5 protein-coding genes are annotated in these 19,120 nt (G+C 47.8%); 4 read left to right on the top strand and 1 reads right to left on the bottom strand.

Annotation, left to right across the window (positions count from 1 at the left end):
- The first annotated feature begins 22 nt into the window (after positions 1 to 22).
- The 4 genes from AB4558_RS04330 to pfaD are packed head-to-tail and all read left to right on the top strand — an operon-like array spanning position 23 to position 17,450.
- Positions 23 to 7,831 (top strand): phosphopantetheine-binding protein, encoded by a 7,809-nt coding sequence (locus AB4558_RS04330; protein ID WP_372158182.1) that lies wholly within the window; start codon positions 23 to 25, stop codon positions 7,829 to 7,831.
- On the top strand, positions 7,831 to 9,888 hold the full coding sequence (locus AB4558_RS04325; RefSeq protein ID WP_372158179.1) for a PfaB family protein: 2,058 nt from the start codon (positions 7,831 to 7,833) through the stop codon (positions 9,886 to 9,888). The genes AB4558_RS04330 and AB4558_RS04325 overlap by 1 nt, the downstream gene beginning before the upstream one ends.
- Positions 9,885 to 15,782: a beta-ketoacyl synthase N-terminal-like domain-containing protein gene (locus AB4558_RS04320; RefSeq protein ID WP_372158177.1), complete on the top strand. Its 5,898-nt coding sequence runs from the start codon at positions 9,885 to 9,887 to the stop codon at positions 15,780 to 15,782. Before AB4558_RS04325 ends, AB4558_RS04320 begins: the two co-directional genes overlap by 4 nt.
- A 30-nt stretch (positions 15,783 to 15,812) precedes the next feature.
- Positions 15,813 to 17,450, top strand: a complete 1,638-nt coding sequence (gene pfaD / locus AB4558_RS04315; RefSeq protein WP_372073013.1) for an eicosapentaenoate synthase subunit PfaD — start codon at positions 15,813 to 15,815, stop codon at positions 17,448 to 17,450.
- Positions 17,451 to 17,547: 97 nt separating this feature from the next.
- Here the strand turns inward: pfaD and hflX are convergent, their stop codons facing one another.
- Positions 17,548 to 18,915: a GTPase HflX gene (gene hflX, locus AB4558_RS04310; protein ID WP_017056924.1), complete on the bottom strand. Its 1,368-nt coding sequence runs from the start codon at positions 18,913 to 18,915 to the stop codon at positions 17,548 to 17,550.
- Positions 18,916 to 19,120 lie beyond the last annotated feature (205 nt).

Below are 19,120 nucleotides of genomic sequence, written 5' to 3'. Positions count from 1 at the left end.
TGATTTCAAGTGGAGACTCATAATGAGCCAACCCGAAAAAAATACACCGGAATCAGTCGACGACACTCGACTTAATAAACGTCTTAAAGACATGCCTATTGCTATCGTTGGTATGGCAAGCATGTTTGCGAACTCTCGCTACCTAAACAAATTCTGGGATTTGATCAGCGAAAAGATCGATGCAATTACCGAAGTGCCTGATACACACTGGCGCCCAGAAGATTACTACGATTCAGATCGTACTACGCCAGACAAATCTTACTGTAAGCGCGGTGGCTTCATCCCAGAAGTTGACTTCAACCCTATGGAATTCGGCCTTCCGCCAAATATCCTAGAACTGACTGATACGTCACAGCTGCTATCTCTGATCGTGGCAAAAGAAGTACTTGAAGATGCGAAACTTCCTGAAGGTTACGATCGCGATAAGATCGGTATTACACTCGGTGTAGGCGGTGGTCAGAAGATCGCTCAAAGCTTGAATGCTCGTCTTCAATACCCTGTTTTGAAAAAAGTCTTCAAGAGCAGTGGCATCAACGACGAAGACAGCGAAATGCTGATCAAAAAATTCCAAGACCAATACATCCACTGGGAAGAGAACTCATTCCCTGGTTCATTAGGTAACGTAATTTCAGGTCGTATTGCTAACCGCTTTGACCTTGGTGGCATCAACTGTGTAGTAGATGCTGCGTGTGCAGGTTCTCTAGCCGCAATGCGCATGGCACTGAGCGAGCTGGTTGAAGGCCGCAGTGAAATGATGATCACTGGTGGTGTGTGTACTGATAACTCACCAACCATGTACATGAGCTTCTCTAAAACCCCAGCATTCACTACAAACGAAACCATTCAACCTTTCGACATCGATTCAAAAGGCATGATGATTGGTGAAGGCATCGGCATGGTTGCTCTTAAGCGCCTTGAAGATGCTGAACGTGACGGCGACAGAATCTACTCAGTGATTAAAGGTGTCGGTTCTTCTTCGGATGGTAAGTTCAAGAGTATTTACGCGCCTCGCCCTGAAGGACAAGCAAAAGCACTCAAACGTGCTTATGATGATGCAGGTTTCGCACCGCACACGCTTGGCCTACTAGAAGCGCACGGCACAGGTACTGCAGCAGGCGATGTTGCTGAATTTGGTGGCTTAAACTCGGTATTCAGTGAGAACAATGAAGAGAAGCAACACATTGCGTTAGGCTCTGTGAAATCTCAAATTGGTCACACTAAATCAACCGCGGGTACTGCAGGTTTAATCAAAGCTGCCTTAGCACTGCACCACAAAGTACTGCCGCCAACGATTAACGTATCGGCTCCGAATCCTAAACTGGATATCGAAAACTCGCCGTTCTACCTAAACACACAAACGCGTCCTTGGATGCAACGTGTCGACGGCACACCACGCCGTGCAGGTATCAGCTCATTCGGTTTTGGTGGCACTAACTTCCACGTGGTATTGGAAGAGTACACACCAGAGCACACTCGCGGTGACAAATACCGTCAACGCCAAGTGCCGCAAACTCTGTTATTCAGCGCAGAATCTCGTCAAGCACTGATCAATGAACTTAAACAGGTTTCAACTCAAACTGCAGATGCAGCGTTCAAACTGGAAGCGCTTGCTGAGCAACACGCTCTACGCGAAGTTGACGCTAAGCATGCTCGTCTTGGTTTAGTTGTCACTGACCAAGCAGACCTTCAAGCGCAACTGACTCAAGCGATTCCTATGCTTGAGAGCCAAACCAAAGCACATTGGCAGATGCCAAACGGTACTAGCTACCGTGAGTCAGCACTGATTGCTGAAAACGGCACTAGTAAAGTAGCAGCGCTATTTGCAGGTCAAGGTTCGCAATATCTCAACATGGGTCGCGAGCTTGCTTGTCATTACCCAGAGATGCGCCAACAGCTTGCTCAAGCGGACCAAGTATTTGGTCAGCACAAGAAGACGGCTCTGTCCCAAATTCTATTCCCCATTCCAACCTTCACACCAGAAGCAACCAAAGCTCAAGAAGCGGTGTTAACCAACACGGCCAATGCGCAAAGTGCAATTGGTACTGTGTCTATGGGTCAGTTCGACATCATGACTCAAGCTGGCTTCAAAGCAGACATGGTTGCAGGCCACAGCTTTGGTGAACTAAGCGCACTATGTGCTTCGGGTGTTATCTCGCAAGACGATTACTACCAACTAGCTTTCGCTCGTGGCGATGCGATGGCGGCGACACCTGAACAAGGCGACAGCGGTACTATGTTTGCGGTCATTCTAGACGCAGACAAACTTCCAGCCGTTGAAAGCTGCATCAGCCAATTCGAAGGCGTGAGCATTGCCAACTACAACGCTCCGACTCAATTGGTTATTGCTGGTCCAACAGCAACCGTTCAGCAGGCAGCCCAAGCGCTAACTGAGCAAGGCTTCAAAGCAATTGCTCTGCCAGTATCTGGTGCTTTCCACACCCCGCTTGTTGCTCATGCTCAAAAGCCATTTGCAGCTGCAATTGATAAAGCTTCATTTAGCGCTCCAACGCTGCCGCTTTACTCAAACGCAACGGGCAAACTGCACAGCAAAGACGCTAAAGCGATTAAGAAAGCGTTCAAGCAACACATGCTGCAATCGGTTCGTTTTAGCGAGCAAATTGAAGCGATGTACGAAGCCGGTGCGCGTGTATTCGTTGAGTTCGGTCCCAAGAACATTCTTCAAAAGCTGGTTGAAAAAACACTGGCTGATAAGAACGAAGAACTTTATGCAATCAGCATCAACCCAAACCCTAAAGGCGACAGTGACCAACAGCTTCGTTTAGCTGCCGTTCAACTGTGCGTGGCTGGTGTTTCATTAGACAACATTGACCCTTACCAAGCTGACATTGCTGAACCTGCAAAGGCATCACCAATGAACATCAAGCTGAATGCAACCAACTACATCAGCCCTGCTACTCGTAAGAAAATGGATCAATCATTGGCTTCGGGCAACGTCACCGAAAAGACTGAGATTGTTGAAGTGAAAGTTGAAGTCGAGAAAATCGTGGAAAAAGAAGTGATTAAAACAGAAATCGTTGAAGTACCTGTGGCTGCTCCTCAAGCTTCAAATGTACAACAGTCAGTTGCAGCAGCGCCAAGTGCACAAGCAGCTCAGCAACCTCAAGTGGCACAACCTGCATCGGCGACTATTCAACCAACAGCTTCAGTAACGGTTGATGAGTCTTCACTGCAATCATTCTTCAATGCTCAACAACAAGCAGCAGAAGTACATCAGCAGTTCCTTGCAATTCCTCAGCAATACGGTGACACGTTCAACACCCTAATGTCTGAGCAAGCGAAAATGGCAACAGCAGGCGTAGCAATTCCTGAGAACCTACAGCGTTCTATGGAGATGTTCCACCAGCACCAAGCTGAAACGCTAAAAGCTCACGCTCATTACCTAGAAATGCAAGCGCACAGCAACAACTCAGCACTTAATATGCTGACACAAGGTTCAGTACAAACGGTACAACCAACCTTCGTTGCGCCAGTAAATGCTCAGCCAGTGATTCAAGCTGCTCCTGTACAAGCTGCGCCAGTTCAAGCTGCACCGCTTCAAAAGACAGCAGCTCAGCAAGCTCCAGTACAGAAAGCAGCTCCTGCACCACAAGTAGCGGCTCAAGCGGCAGCACAGGTTGCAGCTCAGCCTGTGCCAGTTAAAGCACAACCGGCTCCTGTGGCTGCACCAGTAGCAGTACAATCAGCCGATGCTGAAAAAGTGATGCTAGAAGTGGTCGCTGAGAAAACGGGTTACCCAACGGAAATGCTTGATCTAGAAATGGACATGGAAGCAGATCTTGGTATCGACTCAATCAAGCGCGTAGAGATCCTTGGTACCGTTCAAGACGAAATGCCAAACCTACCTGAGCTGAACCCTGAAGATTTAGCTGAGTGTCGTACTCTTGGCGAAATCGTCGAGTACATGAACAGTAAAAGCATGAACAGCAAGATGCCAGCATCAGCGCCTGTGGCAGCACAGCCAAGCGCAGCCGTTCCTGTTCAAGCCGCTAACGGTCTTGATGCGAAAGTCGTTCAACAAACCATGCTTGAAGTGGTTGCTGAGAAGACAGGTTACCCAACGGAAATGCTTGATCTAGAAATGGATATGGAAGCAGACCTTGGTATCGACTCAATCAAACGGGTTGAGATTCTAGGCACGGTTCAAGATGAACTGCCTACTCTTCCAGAGCTAAACCCTGAAGATTTAGCTGAGTGCCGCACTCTTGGCGAAATTGTTGCTTACATGAATACTAAAAGCATGAACAGTAAACTTCCGACTTCTGCACCAGTTGCAGCAAAAACGGAAGTAGTGGCGCCAGCAGCAGCTAACAACGGACTAGATGCGGCTGTCGTTCAAAAAACCATGTTAGAAGTAGTAGCAGAGAAAACGGGCTACCCGACTGAAATGCTAGACCTAGCAATGGATATGGAAGCTGACCTTGGTATCGATTCAATCAAGCGTGTTGAGATTCTTGGTACGGTTCAAGATGAACTACCGACTCTTCCAGAACTAAACCCTGAAGACTTAGCTGAATGTCGCACTCTAGGCGAAATCGTAGCCTACATGAACAGCAAGCTTCCAGCTTCTGCTCCAGTAGCAGCTCAAGCATCTGCGCCAGCAGTATCAAACGGTTTAAACGCAGAACAAGTTCAAAGCACAATGTTGAGCGTAGTAGCGGATAAAACGGGCTACCCAACAGAAATGCTCGACCTAGCAATGGACATGGAAGCTGACCTTGGCATCGACTCAATCAAACGTGTTGAGATCCTTGGTACGGTTCAAGACCAACTACCAACCTTGCCAGAGCTAAACCCTGAAGACCTAGCTGAGTGTCGTACTCTGGGCGAAATCGTTGACTACATGAATAGCAAGCTAGGCGCTAATGAAGCTCCTAACGCAGCGCGTGCTCCAGAAGCCGCTGTAGAAAGCACGAGCAACGACCTAAACCCTGCTCATGTTCAATCGACAATGATGGAAGTGGTTGCCGATAAAACTGGCTACCCAGCAGAAATGCTCGACCTAGCGATGGACATGGAAGCAGACCTTGGTATCGACTCAATCAAACGCGTTGAAATTCTAGGTACAGTTCAAGACCAATTGCCAACGCTGCCAGAGCTAAACCCTGAAGACTTAGCTGAGTGTCGTACGCTTGGTGAAATCGTTACCTACATGCAAAGCAAGCTATCCGCTGCTGCTCCCGTAGCGACTCCAAAAGCTGAATCAGTAACGCCTATCGCAGAAACAGCGACAGCGGAACTTCCTCCACACAATGAGGTAGCGCTAAAAAAGCTACCAGCGGCAGATAAACTCGTCGATTGTTTCTCAAAAGACGCTTGTGTCGTGATCACAGATGATGGTCACAACGCCGGTGTTCTAGCAGAAAAGTTGACCGCTAACGGCATTCAAGTTGCTGTAGTGCGTAGTGCTCTTTCTGCCGCGTCACCTTTAAACAGTGAAATCGCAAGCTACACACTCAACAGCGTCGATGATGCTGGTGTGACTGCAGTTATTAACGACATCGAAGCAGACCTTAAAACGTCGAACAAAGTGATTGCTGGCTTCATTCACCTACAAGCTATCGTTGATGCTAAACAAAGCAACGAGCAAGCGGTTAACTTGAATGCAGACTCAAGAGCTTCACTGACGACAGCGTTCTTATTCGCCAAGCACCTAAATGGCCAACTGAATGCCGTTTCTGGTCGTAGCGTGTTCTTCACACTAAGCCGTATCGATGGTGGCTTTGGTTACCTAGATACTAAGCAATTAGCGAATGCAGAACTTAACCAAGCGGCTCTATCTGGTCTAACTAAGACACTGAGCCATGAATGGTCAAACGTATTCTGCCGTGCATTGGATGCTGACGCTTCTATTGATGCTCGTCACCTAGCTGAAGCTATCACAGGTGAACTGTTCGATATCGATACCAACACGGTTGAAATCGGCCTTAGCCATACGGAAAACGGTGAATCTGGTCGTGCAACACTGATTGCGACAACACCAGGCGCTGCACAAACTAAAAACACAGGCGCTCAACTCACCAAGAGCGACAAAGTTCTCGTAACTGGTGGCGCTAAAGGCGTGACGTTTGAATGTGCACTGACGCTTGCTAAGCAATGTAAATCTCATTTCGTTCTTGCAGGTCGTAGTAAGCATATTACTTCAGTTGAGCTACCTCAGTGGGCACAAGGTAAGCAAGAGAAAGAGCTAAAAACAGCGGCTATCGCCCACCTACAAGCAACAGGTGACAAACCAACGCCGAAGAAAGTAGATGCCTTGCTAAAACCTGTATTGAGCAGCCTTGAAATCAACGCAGCACTTGCCGCTTTCAATGAGATCGGCGCGAGCGCTGAATACCTAAGCCTAGATGTATCGAACCATGAGTCAGTAGCAAAAACACTGGCAAACTTCGAAGGCATCACAGGTCTTATCCACGGTGCAGGTGTACTGGCTGACAAGCATATTCAAGACAAAACGCTTGATGAACTGAACATGGTTTACGGCACCAAAGTGGGCGGACTAGAAGCGGTTCTTGGTGGTCTTGATAGCAGCAAGCTAAAACTGATTGCGATGTTCTCTTCGGCGGCGGGTTTCTACGGAAACACAGGCCAAAGCGATTACTCAATGTCCAACGAGATCCTGAACAAAGCGGCTCTACAGCTGTCTGCTCGTAACCCTCAAGCGAAAGTGATGAGCTTCAACTGGGGACCGTGGGACGGTGGCATGGTCAACGCAGCACTGAAACGTATGTTTACAGAGCGCGGTGTGTACGTAATTCCTCTTCAGGCGGGTGCAGAGCTATTTAGTTCTCAACTACTGAACGAAACTGGCATTCAACTGCTGGTTGGTACGAGCATGCAAGGTTCTGACAACAAGGAAGCTGCTGTAAAAAAGCTTAATGCGGAGTCTGTGCACCTTGCAGAGAGTCCGCTGAATACAAGCATTACTGTGACACGTCATCTTGATCCAAAGGCATTGCCTTTCATTCAAGATCACTGCATTGCCGGTAACCCAGTGTTACCGACAGTGTGTGCCATCCAATGGATGCGTGAAGTCGCAGAGCAACTGTTAGGGGTGAACGTTAGCGTTCACAACTACAAACTGCTGAAAGGTGTGATTTTTGATACTGATGAAGTGAAAGAGCTGAAACTGGTTCTTTCCTCTGATGCTAAATCAAAAGATCAGCTAAAAGCAGTAATCAGCTGCCAAGGACGACCACAGTATCAAGCTCAGTTGCAAGTTGCCTCTGTGCAAATGTCTGAAGATGTTCAACAAGCGTCGACAAAACGCTTTGAAGCCAGCACTTCAGCACCTGTAACAACGGCACAAGCTCTATACAGTGACGGCACTCTGTTTCATGGACCAAGATTGCAAGGTATTACCTCAGTTGAGCGCTTTGACGACTTAGGCTTATTGGCTCAGTGCCAGTTGCCTCAGATTGAAAACAGCGACTGCGGATCATTTATTCCTAAGCAAGGCTTTGGCGATAGCCAACCATTTGCTGAAGATTATCTGTTGCAAGCAATGCTGGTATGGGCTCGATTGAAGTACGGCGCGGCAAGCCTACCGTCTGCAATCGGTGAGTTTATTTGTTACGCACCGATGCACAATGGTGACCAAGGTTGGCTAGAGCTGAGCGTGATAAAAAGCACGGCTCGTTCGCTGCAAGCTGATATCTCACTTTACCACCAAGATGGTCGTTTAAGCGCGGTAATGAAAGGTGCCAAAGTCACCATCAGCAAGAGTTTAAACGATGCATTTTTGCCAAAGTCTAGCTCAGCAGTATCAAAGAAAGAGGCGACTAAAAACGCAGAAAAGGAGCAATTGTCATAGTGACTGTTCCTACTAATAAAGCGATGCCATTGCGCATCGCTCTTTTAGCTCAGCCAGCAAACGCGGCTGAGCTTTCTGCCGACTTATCACCTTCGCTTCCAGAGATGGTTACTGTTGTGGTCGATGGCAATTTTAATCAAGCACTTGCTCAAGCGATTGAGGCTGTCATTCAAGGTAGTGTTATTAAACTTTGTTTAGATTCTCACTCACCATCATTGTTGATGTTAAGTGCGCTGAATGCTGCTCAGAATAAGATTCACCCACACGCGAATTTAGCGGGTTTTGTCGAAGCTCTCGATCTAGAGAATGGAGATAGCATTCAGCTTGCTCTGGATATTGCACACCGCCCCGCTTCAGATTTAAGCCATCAACAGCAATACTCAGCACTTTCTGCTTCGCAGCAATTTGACGAATTGTTGAATATGGTTAATGCGATATCGAGCCGTTCATTGCCGAGCCATTCATTACCTAACTATTACTGGTTCACTGAGCCGAACAAAGCCCGTGTTGCCGCGTTAACTTTCAGTGACGATAGCCAACAATCCACCAGCCTGATATTGACTCAAGCGACCGGTTTGCAACAACCAAAACCCTTGCTATCCAGCGAACGTTTAATGTTTGTGGTTTCTGGCAATGACCAAGCTGAATTGGTTTCTCAGCTAGCTTCACTAAGAACTGAGCTTAAATGTGTTAGCGAATCGGCAGACAGTGAACTTGCTATCGCCAGCTTGATGCATTCAAACCTAAGTCACTTCCAAAGCGTTCAACACAATGTTGACCGTGGCGCGAACATCGTGATTCAAGCAGCTTCAATTGAGGCTACACTACAAGAGATCACAGCGATAGAAAATGCGTTTCCAAAAGTAATGGCTGACAATAGTCAATACAAGACTCCAGCGGGCAGTTGTTTCTCACCGAAGCCTCAAAGCAAAGGTGGCGTTGCATTTGTTTACCCTGGTGTTGGCACGGTTTATCCCGGTATGTTGCGTGAATTTTATCACCATTTCCCACAGTTATTTGCTCGCTTAGAACGAGAAGGTAACTTGAAAGAGATGCTGCAGGCTGACAAAACCTACGCTGAAGACTCGCAAGAAATGTCGCTCAGTGAGCTGGCTATTGCAGGTGTGGGCAGTAGTTATCTGTTAACACAACTGCTATGTGATGAATTTAAAGTGCAGCCAGATTTCGCTTTGGGTTACTCCAAAGGTGAAGCATCCATGTGGGCTAGCTTAAATGTTTGGAAAAACCCACATGCGCTAATTGAGATGACTCAAACCAGTCCTATCTTCACTACGGCTATTTCTGGCGAACTCACCGCAGTACGTCAAGATTGGCAGCTGAACGGTGACGAAAGCATCCAATGGAATAGCTTTGTGGTTCGCAGTGATGCGCAAGCGATTGAGGCTCTGTTACCAAAGTTCCCACGCGCTTATCTCGCTATCATCCAAGGTGACACTTGTGTACTGGCAGGTTGTGAAAGCACCTGTCGTGCATTGCTTAAGAAACTGGGTAAACGTGGCATTGCCGCGAATCGTGTTACCGCAATGCACACTACACCAGCATTGAGCCAACATAGCCAAGTGCGTGAGTTTTACACGCAACCACTGTTCGACGAATTGCCAAAGCATATCCGCTTTATCAGCGCAGCAGGTCTACCGACTGGCGCACCAATCAATATAGACAGCGACAGCATCGCCCTTTCGATTGCCGATACTTTCTGTTCAACGCTGGATTTCACCGCGTTGATCCAGAGTGCTCGTCAACAAGGTGCTCGTCTGTTTGTCGAAGTAGGTGCCGATCGTCAAACTAGCACATTGATCGACAAGATCAACCGCAGCGAAAACCTAGCCGACCAGTACTGCTCAATCGCTTCTAATGCCAAGGGTGGTGACGATGTTGTCACGCTCATCAAGTGCATTGGTCAGCTCATCACTCATCAAATTCCACTGTCTGTCGAGCCACTTATTCAAGGGCTAGAACAACAGATCACCGCCGCTAAGCAATTACGTGGTGTGTCTCAAGGCAGCGCAGTGAATCATCAAGGAGAGCTAGTATGAGTTCTCAATATCAGGCTCAAGCCAAGACTAAGCAGCAAGTGAAGTGCAATAAGATCGCGATTGTCGGTATTGCCAACCAATACCCCGAAGCTGATACGCCAAAAGATTTTTGGCAAAACTTGCTAAACAAAAAAGATTCTCGAACCACATTAAGCGCTGAAAAATTAGGTGCTAAACCTGAAAGCTATCAGGGTGTGCAAGGCGAATCAGACCGCTTTTACTGTGATAAAGGCGGCTACATCGAAAACTTCAATTTCGACAGCAATGGCTACCGCTTAACAGCGGAATCGTTCAAGGGTGTCGACCAGAGTTTCCTTTGGGCGTTAGATACCAGCCGTAAGGCGTTAGTCGACGCAGGTATTGATCTGAATGCCGATATTTTAGAGCGTACAGGCGTGATCATGGGTGCCCTTTCGTTCCCAACTACACGTTCAAACGATTTGTTTCTGCCGATGTATCACTCAGTGGTCGAAAAAGCACTTAAAGATAAATTGGCTAATGACCAGTTTTCACTGCTACCAACCAATGAAACCGCGCAAGACCTCAATCCGATCAATGGTGCAGCGGCACACAACGCCTCTAAGTTAGTGGCTGATGCCTTGGGTTTAGGCAACGTGCAACTTAGCCTAGATGCCGCATGTGCAAGTTCAGTATATTCATTGAAGTTAGCGTGTGATTACTTGAACACGGGCAAAGCCGACATGATGTTGGCAGGCGCGGTATCCGGTGCTGACCCATTCTTTATCAACATGGGTTTTTCCATCTTCCACGCTTACCCTGATCACGGTGTGTCGGTTCCGTTTGATAGCAATAGTAAAGGTCTGTTTGCTGGCGAAGGTGCCGGTGTTTTAGTGCTAAAACGTTTGGCTGATGCAGAGCATGATGGCGACAATATCTACGCAGTCGTCAGCGGTATTGGCTTGTCGAACGATGGCCGTGGCCAGTTCGTATTAAGCCCAAACAGCAAAGGACAAGTACAAGCCTTTGAACGCGCTTACGAGGCATCAAATCTAACACCAGACAGCATCGAAGTGATTGAGTGTCACGCAACTGGAACACCATTAGGTGACAAGGTTGAGTTAACCTCAATGGAACGATTCTTTACTGAGAAATTGAATGGTTCTAACCCGCCATTGATTGGCTCTGCGAAGTCAAACCTCGGTCACTTACTGACTGCGGCAGGTATGCCAGGGATCATGAAGATGATCTTTGCGATGAAAGAAGGCGTGCTTCCTCCAAGTATTAATCTGGACAAACCACTATCGTCACCTGAAGGTTTATTTGGCCCACAGACGCTACCAACACAGGTTCAACCTTGGCCAAGTAAAGCGGGCAACTCAGAGCGATGTTCGGGTGTTTCTGTCTTTGGTTTCGGTGGTTGTAACGCTCACTTATTGCTTGAAGCGTATTCAGACACTCGTCATGTAAACCAGACTCAAGAGTCGGCTTCTCCAAGCCTACAACCGTCTAATTTAAGCATTACAGGTCTAGCGTCTCACTTTGGTTCTCTGCAAAGCATCAACGCGCTAAGCACTGCGATTGAGACCAACAACGATGCTTTCATTGCTTTACCTAAGAAACGCTGGAAAGGCTTAGACCAACATCCAGAACTACTGAGTCAGTTTGGTTTACACGGTATTCCAAACGGAGCCTACATCGATCAGTTCGATCTCGACTTCCTTCGCTTCAAAGTGCCGCCAAATGAAGATGACCGTTTGATCTCTCAGCAGTTGCTACTGATGAAAGTTGCAGACGAAGCGATCAAAGATGCCAAGCTTGTTGCTGGTCAAAAGGTTGCTGTACTCGTCGCAATGGAAACTGAGCTTGAGATGCACCAATTCCGTGGACGCGTAAACCTGCATAGCCAACTGGCTGACAGCTTTGCCAACATGGGTATTGAGCTAACACAAGACGAATACCAATCGCTAGAAACCATCGCGATGGACAGTGTGATGGACGCAGCCAAACTGAACCAATACACCAGTTTCATCGGCAATATCATGGCTTCGCGTATCTCTTCATTGTGGGACTTTAACGGCCCTGCCTTTACGATTTCAGCCGCTGAACAGTCGGTTGCTCGTTGTATCGATGTCGCGCAAAACTTAATGTCGCAAGAATCAATGGACGCCGTTGTAATTGCAGCCGTTGACCTAAGCGGCAGTGCAGAACATGTGATTCTGAAGAACAGCGTGACCCCAGTGTCACTTGCTCCAAAATTCGGACAACCGCAAGACGGCAGTTGGAATGTGGGCGAAGGCGCAGGTGCAATTGTTCTTGTTGAAGAGAGTCGAGTGGCGAGCAACCAAGATGCGGCTTACGGCAGCATCAACGCATTGGCGTTTGGTTCAAGCGAGAATAACAACGCCGTTGCTGATGAGTTACTGACTCAAGTCGGTATGAGCTCAAACGATGTTTATCTGCTTGAGCTTAACCATGCACCTGAATCTTCATTACATCAGTCTTCGTCTCTAAGTTTCGCGAACACAAAGACGACTCAAGCGAGTCAGCGTGTTGGTCATTGCTCTGCAGCTTCTGGTATGGCAAGCCTGCTACACAGTCTGCTCAACCTGAACCTTGAGTCTCTGAATCCGAATGTCAGTTCTAAGAACGCGATTGTTGCCAACATCAGCGAAGGACAATGTTCACAGCTGCTACTAAGCCAGTCGAGTGTTGAATCTCAATCACTGTCCGTTCGTTTAAGCAGTGAACTGGCGAGTGATGCTAAGCGTCAATTGGTTAAACAAGTGGCTCTTGGTGGTCGCGATATTTATCAACACATCGCAGAGACACCAATCGCTAACCTAGCGCATATTCAACAGAAAGCTTCTGGTAAACAAGCAGCAAGAGTGGCGTCGATTCCAACGACAGCAAGCATTCAAGCAGCCCTTGCGCAAAAAGAGTTAGAGAAGAAGGCATTAGCGCAGAACGCGGCAGAGCCAGTCATCGAAACTCCTAAATCAGTATCCCCTACTCTGGCGCCAACTCGCCACAGTCAGCTAACAGGTAACCACAGCAATATGACTCATGTCCTATCCGCTAAAAATGGCGCGTCTCAAATCGACGCGACATTACAGCCGTCTGTAACACCACACAACCAAGCTTTTGCTCAAAACCAGCAAGCAGCACAGCAAGTACACAAAGCATTCCTGCACACACGTGCCCAAGGCATGCAGATGGCTGATGCGCTATTAAAAGCACAGCTAAACGCAGTGACGTCTGGTTTAGATAGCTCAGCCGAAACATCAACTCAGCCTGTTCAAGCTCAACCAACTCAGGTTCAGTCAGCGCCAGTAAACGCACTTGCGACACCTGCACCAGTAAAACCTATCCGTAAACCATGTATCTGGGATTACGATGATCTGGTTGAGTACGCGGAAGGCGACATCGCCAACGTATTTGGCCCTGACTACGCGATCATCGATAGCTACTCGCGCCGCGTTCGTTTGCCAACCACCGACTACCTACTGGTATCTCGTGTCACTAAGCTCAACGCGACAATGAACGAGTACAAACCAAGCACAATGACCACCGAATACGACATCCCAGTTGATGCGCCGTATCTTGTTGATGGTCAGATCCCTTGGGCTGTTGCAGTTGAATCTGGTCAGTGTGACTTAATGCTGATCAGCTACTTAGGCATTGATTTTGAAAACAAAGGCGAGCGTGTTTATCGCCTGCTTGATTGTACGCTGACCTTCCTTGGCGACTTGCCTCGTGGTGGCGATACGCTGCGTTACGACATCTCAATCAACAGCTTTGCTCGCAATGGCGACACGCTACTGTTCTTCTTCTCGTACGAATGTTTCGTTGGCGACAAGATGATCCTGAAAATGGATAACGGTTGTGCAGGCTTCTTTACTGATGAAGAGCTAGCCGATGGCAAAGGTGTGATTCACACTGAAGATGAAATCAAGGCTCGTAAGCTGGCAACTAAGCAACGCTTCGACCCTATGTTGCATTGTCCTAAAACCCAGTTTAACCACCAAGAACTGCGCCACCTACTGACTGCAAACATTGCAGAGTGTTTTGGTCCAACTCACCAATCTGATCGCCACCAGCCTTCTCTATGCTTCAGCTCAGAGAAGTTCATGATGATCGAAAAGGTCAGCCGTGTTGAACCGCAAGGCGGCACATGGGGACTTGGGCTGATTGAAGGTCACAAGCAGCTAGAACCTGAGCACTGGTACTTCCCTTGTCACTTCAAAGATGATTCAGTAATGGCTGGCTCTTTGATGGCAGAAGGTTGTGGTCAACTGCTTCAATTCTTCATGATGCACCTTGGCATGCATACGCTTGTTCAAAATGGTCGTTTCCAACCGCTTGAAAATGCGCCTCAACAAGTACGCTGTCGTGGTCAAGTTCTCCCACAATCGGCAGAGCTGACTTACCGCATGGAAGTGACCGAGATTAGTCTAAGCCCTCGCCCATACGCGAAAGCTAACATCGATATTTTACTGAACGGCAAAGTGATTGTTGATTTCCAAAACTTGGGTGTGATGATCAAAGAAGACGACGAATGTACTCGTTACCTACCTTCTTTAGAAACAGCTGTCGCGACCCCTGTTATCGAAAACTTGGACCATAAAAGCTTGGGCCATACACCAGCAGTGAACCAACAAGCTTCAGCAAATGCGCCACTTATGGCTCAAATTGAAGACCTAGAAACTGCGCCAAACAAAGGTGTGATTCCACTTCAACACGTTGAAGCTCCGGTGACTCCAGATTACCCGAACCGAACACCCGATACGGTTCCGTTCACGCCTTATCACATGTTCGAATTCGCGACTGGTGATATCGAGAAATGTTTCGGCCCTGACTTCTCTATTTACCGTGGCATGATTCCACCACGTACTCCGTGTGGCGACTTGCAGTTAACCACTCGTGTCGTTGAGATCGACGGCAAGCGTGGCGACTTCAAGAAACCTTCATCGTGTATCGCTGAATACGAAGTGCCAGAAAATGCATGGTACTTTGATGAAAACAGCCACCATACCTTGATGCCTTATTCAGTATTGATGGAGATTTCACTGCAGCCAAACGGCTTCATCTCTGGCTACATGGGCACCACACTAGGCTTCCCAGGTGAAGAACTGTTTTTCCGTAACCTAGACGGCAGCGGCAAAATGCTGCGTAACGTCGACTTGCGTGGCAAAACGATCACCAACGATTCTCGCCTGCTTTCAACCGTAATGATGGGTACAAACATCGTACAGAGCTTTAGCTTCGAACTGAGCACTGACGGCGTGCCTTTCTACGAAGGTACAGCGGTATTTGGTTACTTCAAAGGCGCAGCACTGAAAGACCAACTTGGTTTGGACAACGGTAAGGTGACTCATCCTTGGCACGTTGATAACAACCGCACACCGGATGTAAACATCAACCTGTTAGACAAAACGACGCGTTACTTCAATGCACCTGTTTCTGCTACTGGTGAAGTGCAAGAGCACTACCAACTGGCTGGTGGTCGTTTGAACTTTATCGATACGGTGCAGATCACTAGCGATGGTGGTAAAGACGGCCTTGGTTACCTATACGCTGAGCGTACGATTGACCCAAGCGATTGGTTCTTCCAGTTCCACTTCCATCAAGATCCGGTAATGCCTGGCTCTCTAGGTGTCGAAGCGATCATCGAACTGATGCAAACATACGCGCTAAACAAAGATCTTGGCGCTGGCTTCCGCAACCCGAAGTTTGGTCAAATCCAATCGGAAGTGAAATGGAAATATCGTGGTCAGATTAACCCTCTGAACAAACAGATGTCTCTGGATGTCCACATCACTGCGATTAAAGATGAAGACGGTAAACGCATCATCGTTGGTGACGCAAACCTGAGCAAAGATGGTCTGCGTATTTACGAAGTGAAAGACATCGCTATTTGTATCGAAGAAGCATAAGCCTGACACGGAACTAGGAAAGAAATAACTATGACAACTCAAACTACAATCAATAACGAAAAGCTATCTCCGTGGCCTTGGCAGATCGAAGAGAACACAACGCGTTTCGATAACGCAGCAATGTCGACAATCTTGAAAGATTTAAGCCTTGCTTGTTACGTGGTGAACCACCCAGAAAAAGGCTTAGGCGTAAGCCAACAAGCTGAGATTGCATCAAGCGATTCAGCAAGCTCTTCGAACAGCCAACCTGTTAGCGCCTTTGCTCCCGCTCTTGGTACACAAAGCCTAGGCGACGAAGATTTTCGTCGCTGCCACGGCGTGAAATACGCTTACTACGCGGGCGCAATGGCTAACGGCATTTCATCTGAAGAGTTGGTGATTGCGCTTGGCCAGGCAGGCATTCTTTGTTCATTTGGCGCGGCGGGCTTAATCCCGTCTCGCGTTGAGCAAGCTATCAACCGCATTCAAGCTGCACTGCCAAACGGTCCTTACGCGTTTAACTTGATTCACAGCCCAAGTGAACCCGCGCTAGAGCGCGGTAGTGTTGAGCTGTTTTTGAAGCACAAAGTGAAAACGGTTGAGGCTTCAGCATTCTTAGGTTTAACACCGCAAATCGTTCACTACCGTGCCGCTGGCCTTAGCCGCGATGCACAAGGTGAGATTCAGATTGGCAACAAGGTTATTGCTAAGGTAAGCCGTACTGAAGTCGCTAGTAAGTTCATGCAGCCTGCTCCTGTGAAAATGCTGCAAGCTTTGGTTGATGAAGGCCGAATCACAGCAGAACAGATGGAGCTAGCACAGCTGGTTCCTATGGCGGATGACATTACTGCAGAAGCCGATTCTGGTGGTCACACCGATAATCGTCCGCTAGTAACTCTACTACCAACGATTCTTGCCCTGAAAGAGCAAATCCAAGCTCAGTACCAATTCAAAACACCGCTACGTGTCGGTTGTGGTGGTGGCGTAGGTACGCCTGACGCTGCTCTAGCAACGTTTAACATGGGTGCGGCATACATTGTTACCGGTTCTATCAACCAAGCGTGTGTTGAGGCTGGCGCGAGCGAGCACACACGTAAGCTACTTTCGACAACCGAAATGGCTGACGTGACTATGGCTCCGGCAGCAGACATGTTCGAAATGGGCGTGAAGCTGCAAGTGGTTAAACGTGGCACCTTGTTCCCAATGCGTGCAAACAAGCTGTACGAGATCTACACACGTTACGACTCGATTGAAGCGATTCCAGTTGAAGAGCGTCAAAAGCTAGAGAAGCAGGTATTCCGTTCAACTCTGGATGATATTTGGGCTGGTACTGTGGCGCACTTTAACGAGCGCGACCCTAAACAGATCGAACGTGCTGAAGGCAATCCAAAACGCAAAATGGCGTTGATCTTCCGTTGGTACTTGGGGCTTTCGAGCCGTTGGTCAAACACGGGCGAACAAGGTCGTGAGATGGATTACCAAGTATGGGCAGGCCCGGCACTTGGCGCATTCAACGCATGGGCGAAAGACAGCTACCTAGACGATTACCAACAGCGTAATGCGGTCGACCTTGCTAAGCATTTGATGCACGGTGCGGCGTACTTGGCTCGTGTTAACTTGTTGACTTCACAAGGTATCAAACTTGATCCAGAGCTAGCACGTTGGAAGCCAACGCAAAGAATGGCATAGGCATTTCAATGTAGCGTTAATTAAGCTCAACGAATAAAAAAAGCGACCACTAAGGTCGCTTTTTCTTTAGGCGTTCTTATCTAAACTAGATAGACGATCAAGATTTCTGCATACGCTTTTTCAGTCGAGCTAAGTCAATTTCACTAGAGCGAACGGTCAACTTAATACACTCGTAGTCGTACTCTTCTTTTACCACACTCATGTTTGAGCGAATCTCACCAATGATGCCTTGGCCAGAATAAGGAATCGTGATCTCTTCTTCGATCATGCCTTCTTCAGCAACACCAACGATGTACTTGTGCAGTTTGGTGATATCCAGAGGATCACGAGTTGACGTTAGCATCGCATCTGGGAATTCTTCGATCAGCTCTAATTGCTGCTCTTCAGTCAATCTATCGCACTTATTCAGCACTAATAGTTTTTCGCTGCCTTCAACGCCCACTTGAGCTAATACGTCGTGCACTACATCAAGTTGTGCGCGGAATGAAACGTCAGAAGCATCAACGACATAAAGCAGCAACGAAGCATCATGCGCTTCTGCTAGCGTTGAGTGGAACGAAGCAACCAGATCGTGTGGCAATTTCTTGATGAAACCCACTGTATCTGAAACCAGAATACGCGGTTGAGTGATTGGCTGAAGCGCACGAACCGTGGTGTCTAGCGTTGCGAACAGTTTATCTTCACCCACCACTTCGGTTGCGGTCATTGCACGCATCATCGAAGATTTACCGGCATTGGTGTAGCCAACTAAAGCAACAGTGAAAAGCTCCGCGCGCCTTGTGCGTCGGGTCTTCATTTCATCTTGTACGCTGACTAGTTCACGCTTAAGCGCAGCAATTTGGTCACGTACGTTACGACGGTCTAGCTCTAGTGAAGTTTCACCGGCGCCCTGACCCATTTGACGCTCTTTATCACCCTCAGCCGTTTCACGAAGTCGTGGCACTAAGTAGTTTAGACGAGCGATATCAACTTGCAGGCGAGCAGTACGAGTACGAGCGTGACGGCTGAAGATTTCGATGATGATGCCAGTACGGTCAAATACTTCCACACCCAAACTCGCCTCAACAGTGCGCAGTTGAGATGGGCTTAAATCACAGTCAAAGACCACAACATCAGCAGCGCCGTATTGGAAATTGCCCGTTGGAAGATCATCAAAATCTAGCTCGTCGATTTCTGAATCAAATAGGCCTGATTCATCAAGGAAGTCTTCATCTTCTGCTTCTTCAATCGAACCTTGGTAACCAGTTAGATGAGCAATTTCCGCAAGCTTACCAGCACCCAACACGTTTTGTCGTTGAGCTGAACTGTGGTGCTGCGATTGAGTACCAACCACTTTAAACCCTAGGGTTGTTACTAAGCGAGCAAGTTCGGCAAGAGACTCTTTTGCTTCGTCACCTTTGAAGTCCGGTGTCGTAATAGAAATAAGTAAAGCGTTACTAGCTGAGGGTTTTGCTGTTAGTTTCATGTATTCTTCTGTTTATGCACTAATGTGCAACCTAGTATTTGGTCTAAAGTAGCGCGATCCTACGCTGTTCTCGGTCAGCTTTATAGAGCTAACGGAGGCTAATTAGCGATATTATTGCAGTTAATCCATTTATCTCGTTTATCCCTCTGTTTTCGTGAGGAAATAAAACAGGCTAAAACACAAAAAAGACAGCATCACGTTACTT

This window comes from Vibrio sp. 10N.222.51.C5 (genome assembly GCF_041474575.1).
GTDB classification, from domain to species: Bacteria; Pseudomonadota; Gammaproteobacteria; order Enterobacterales; family Vibrionaceae; genus Vibrio; species Vibrio crassostreae_C.
This window is presented reverse-complemented; position numbering and strand designations above follow the sequence as displayed.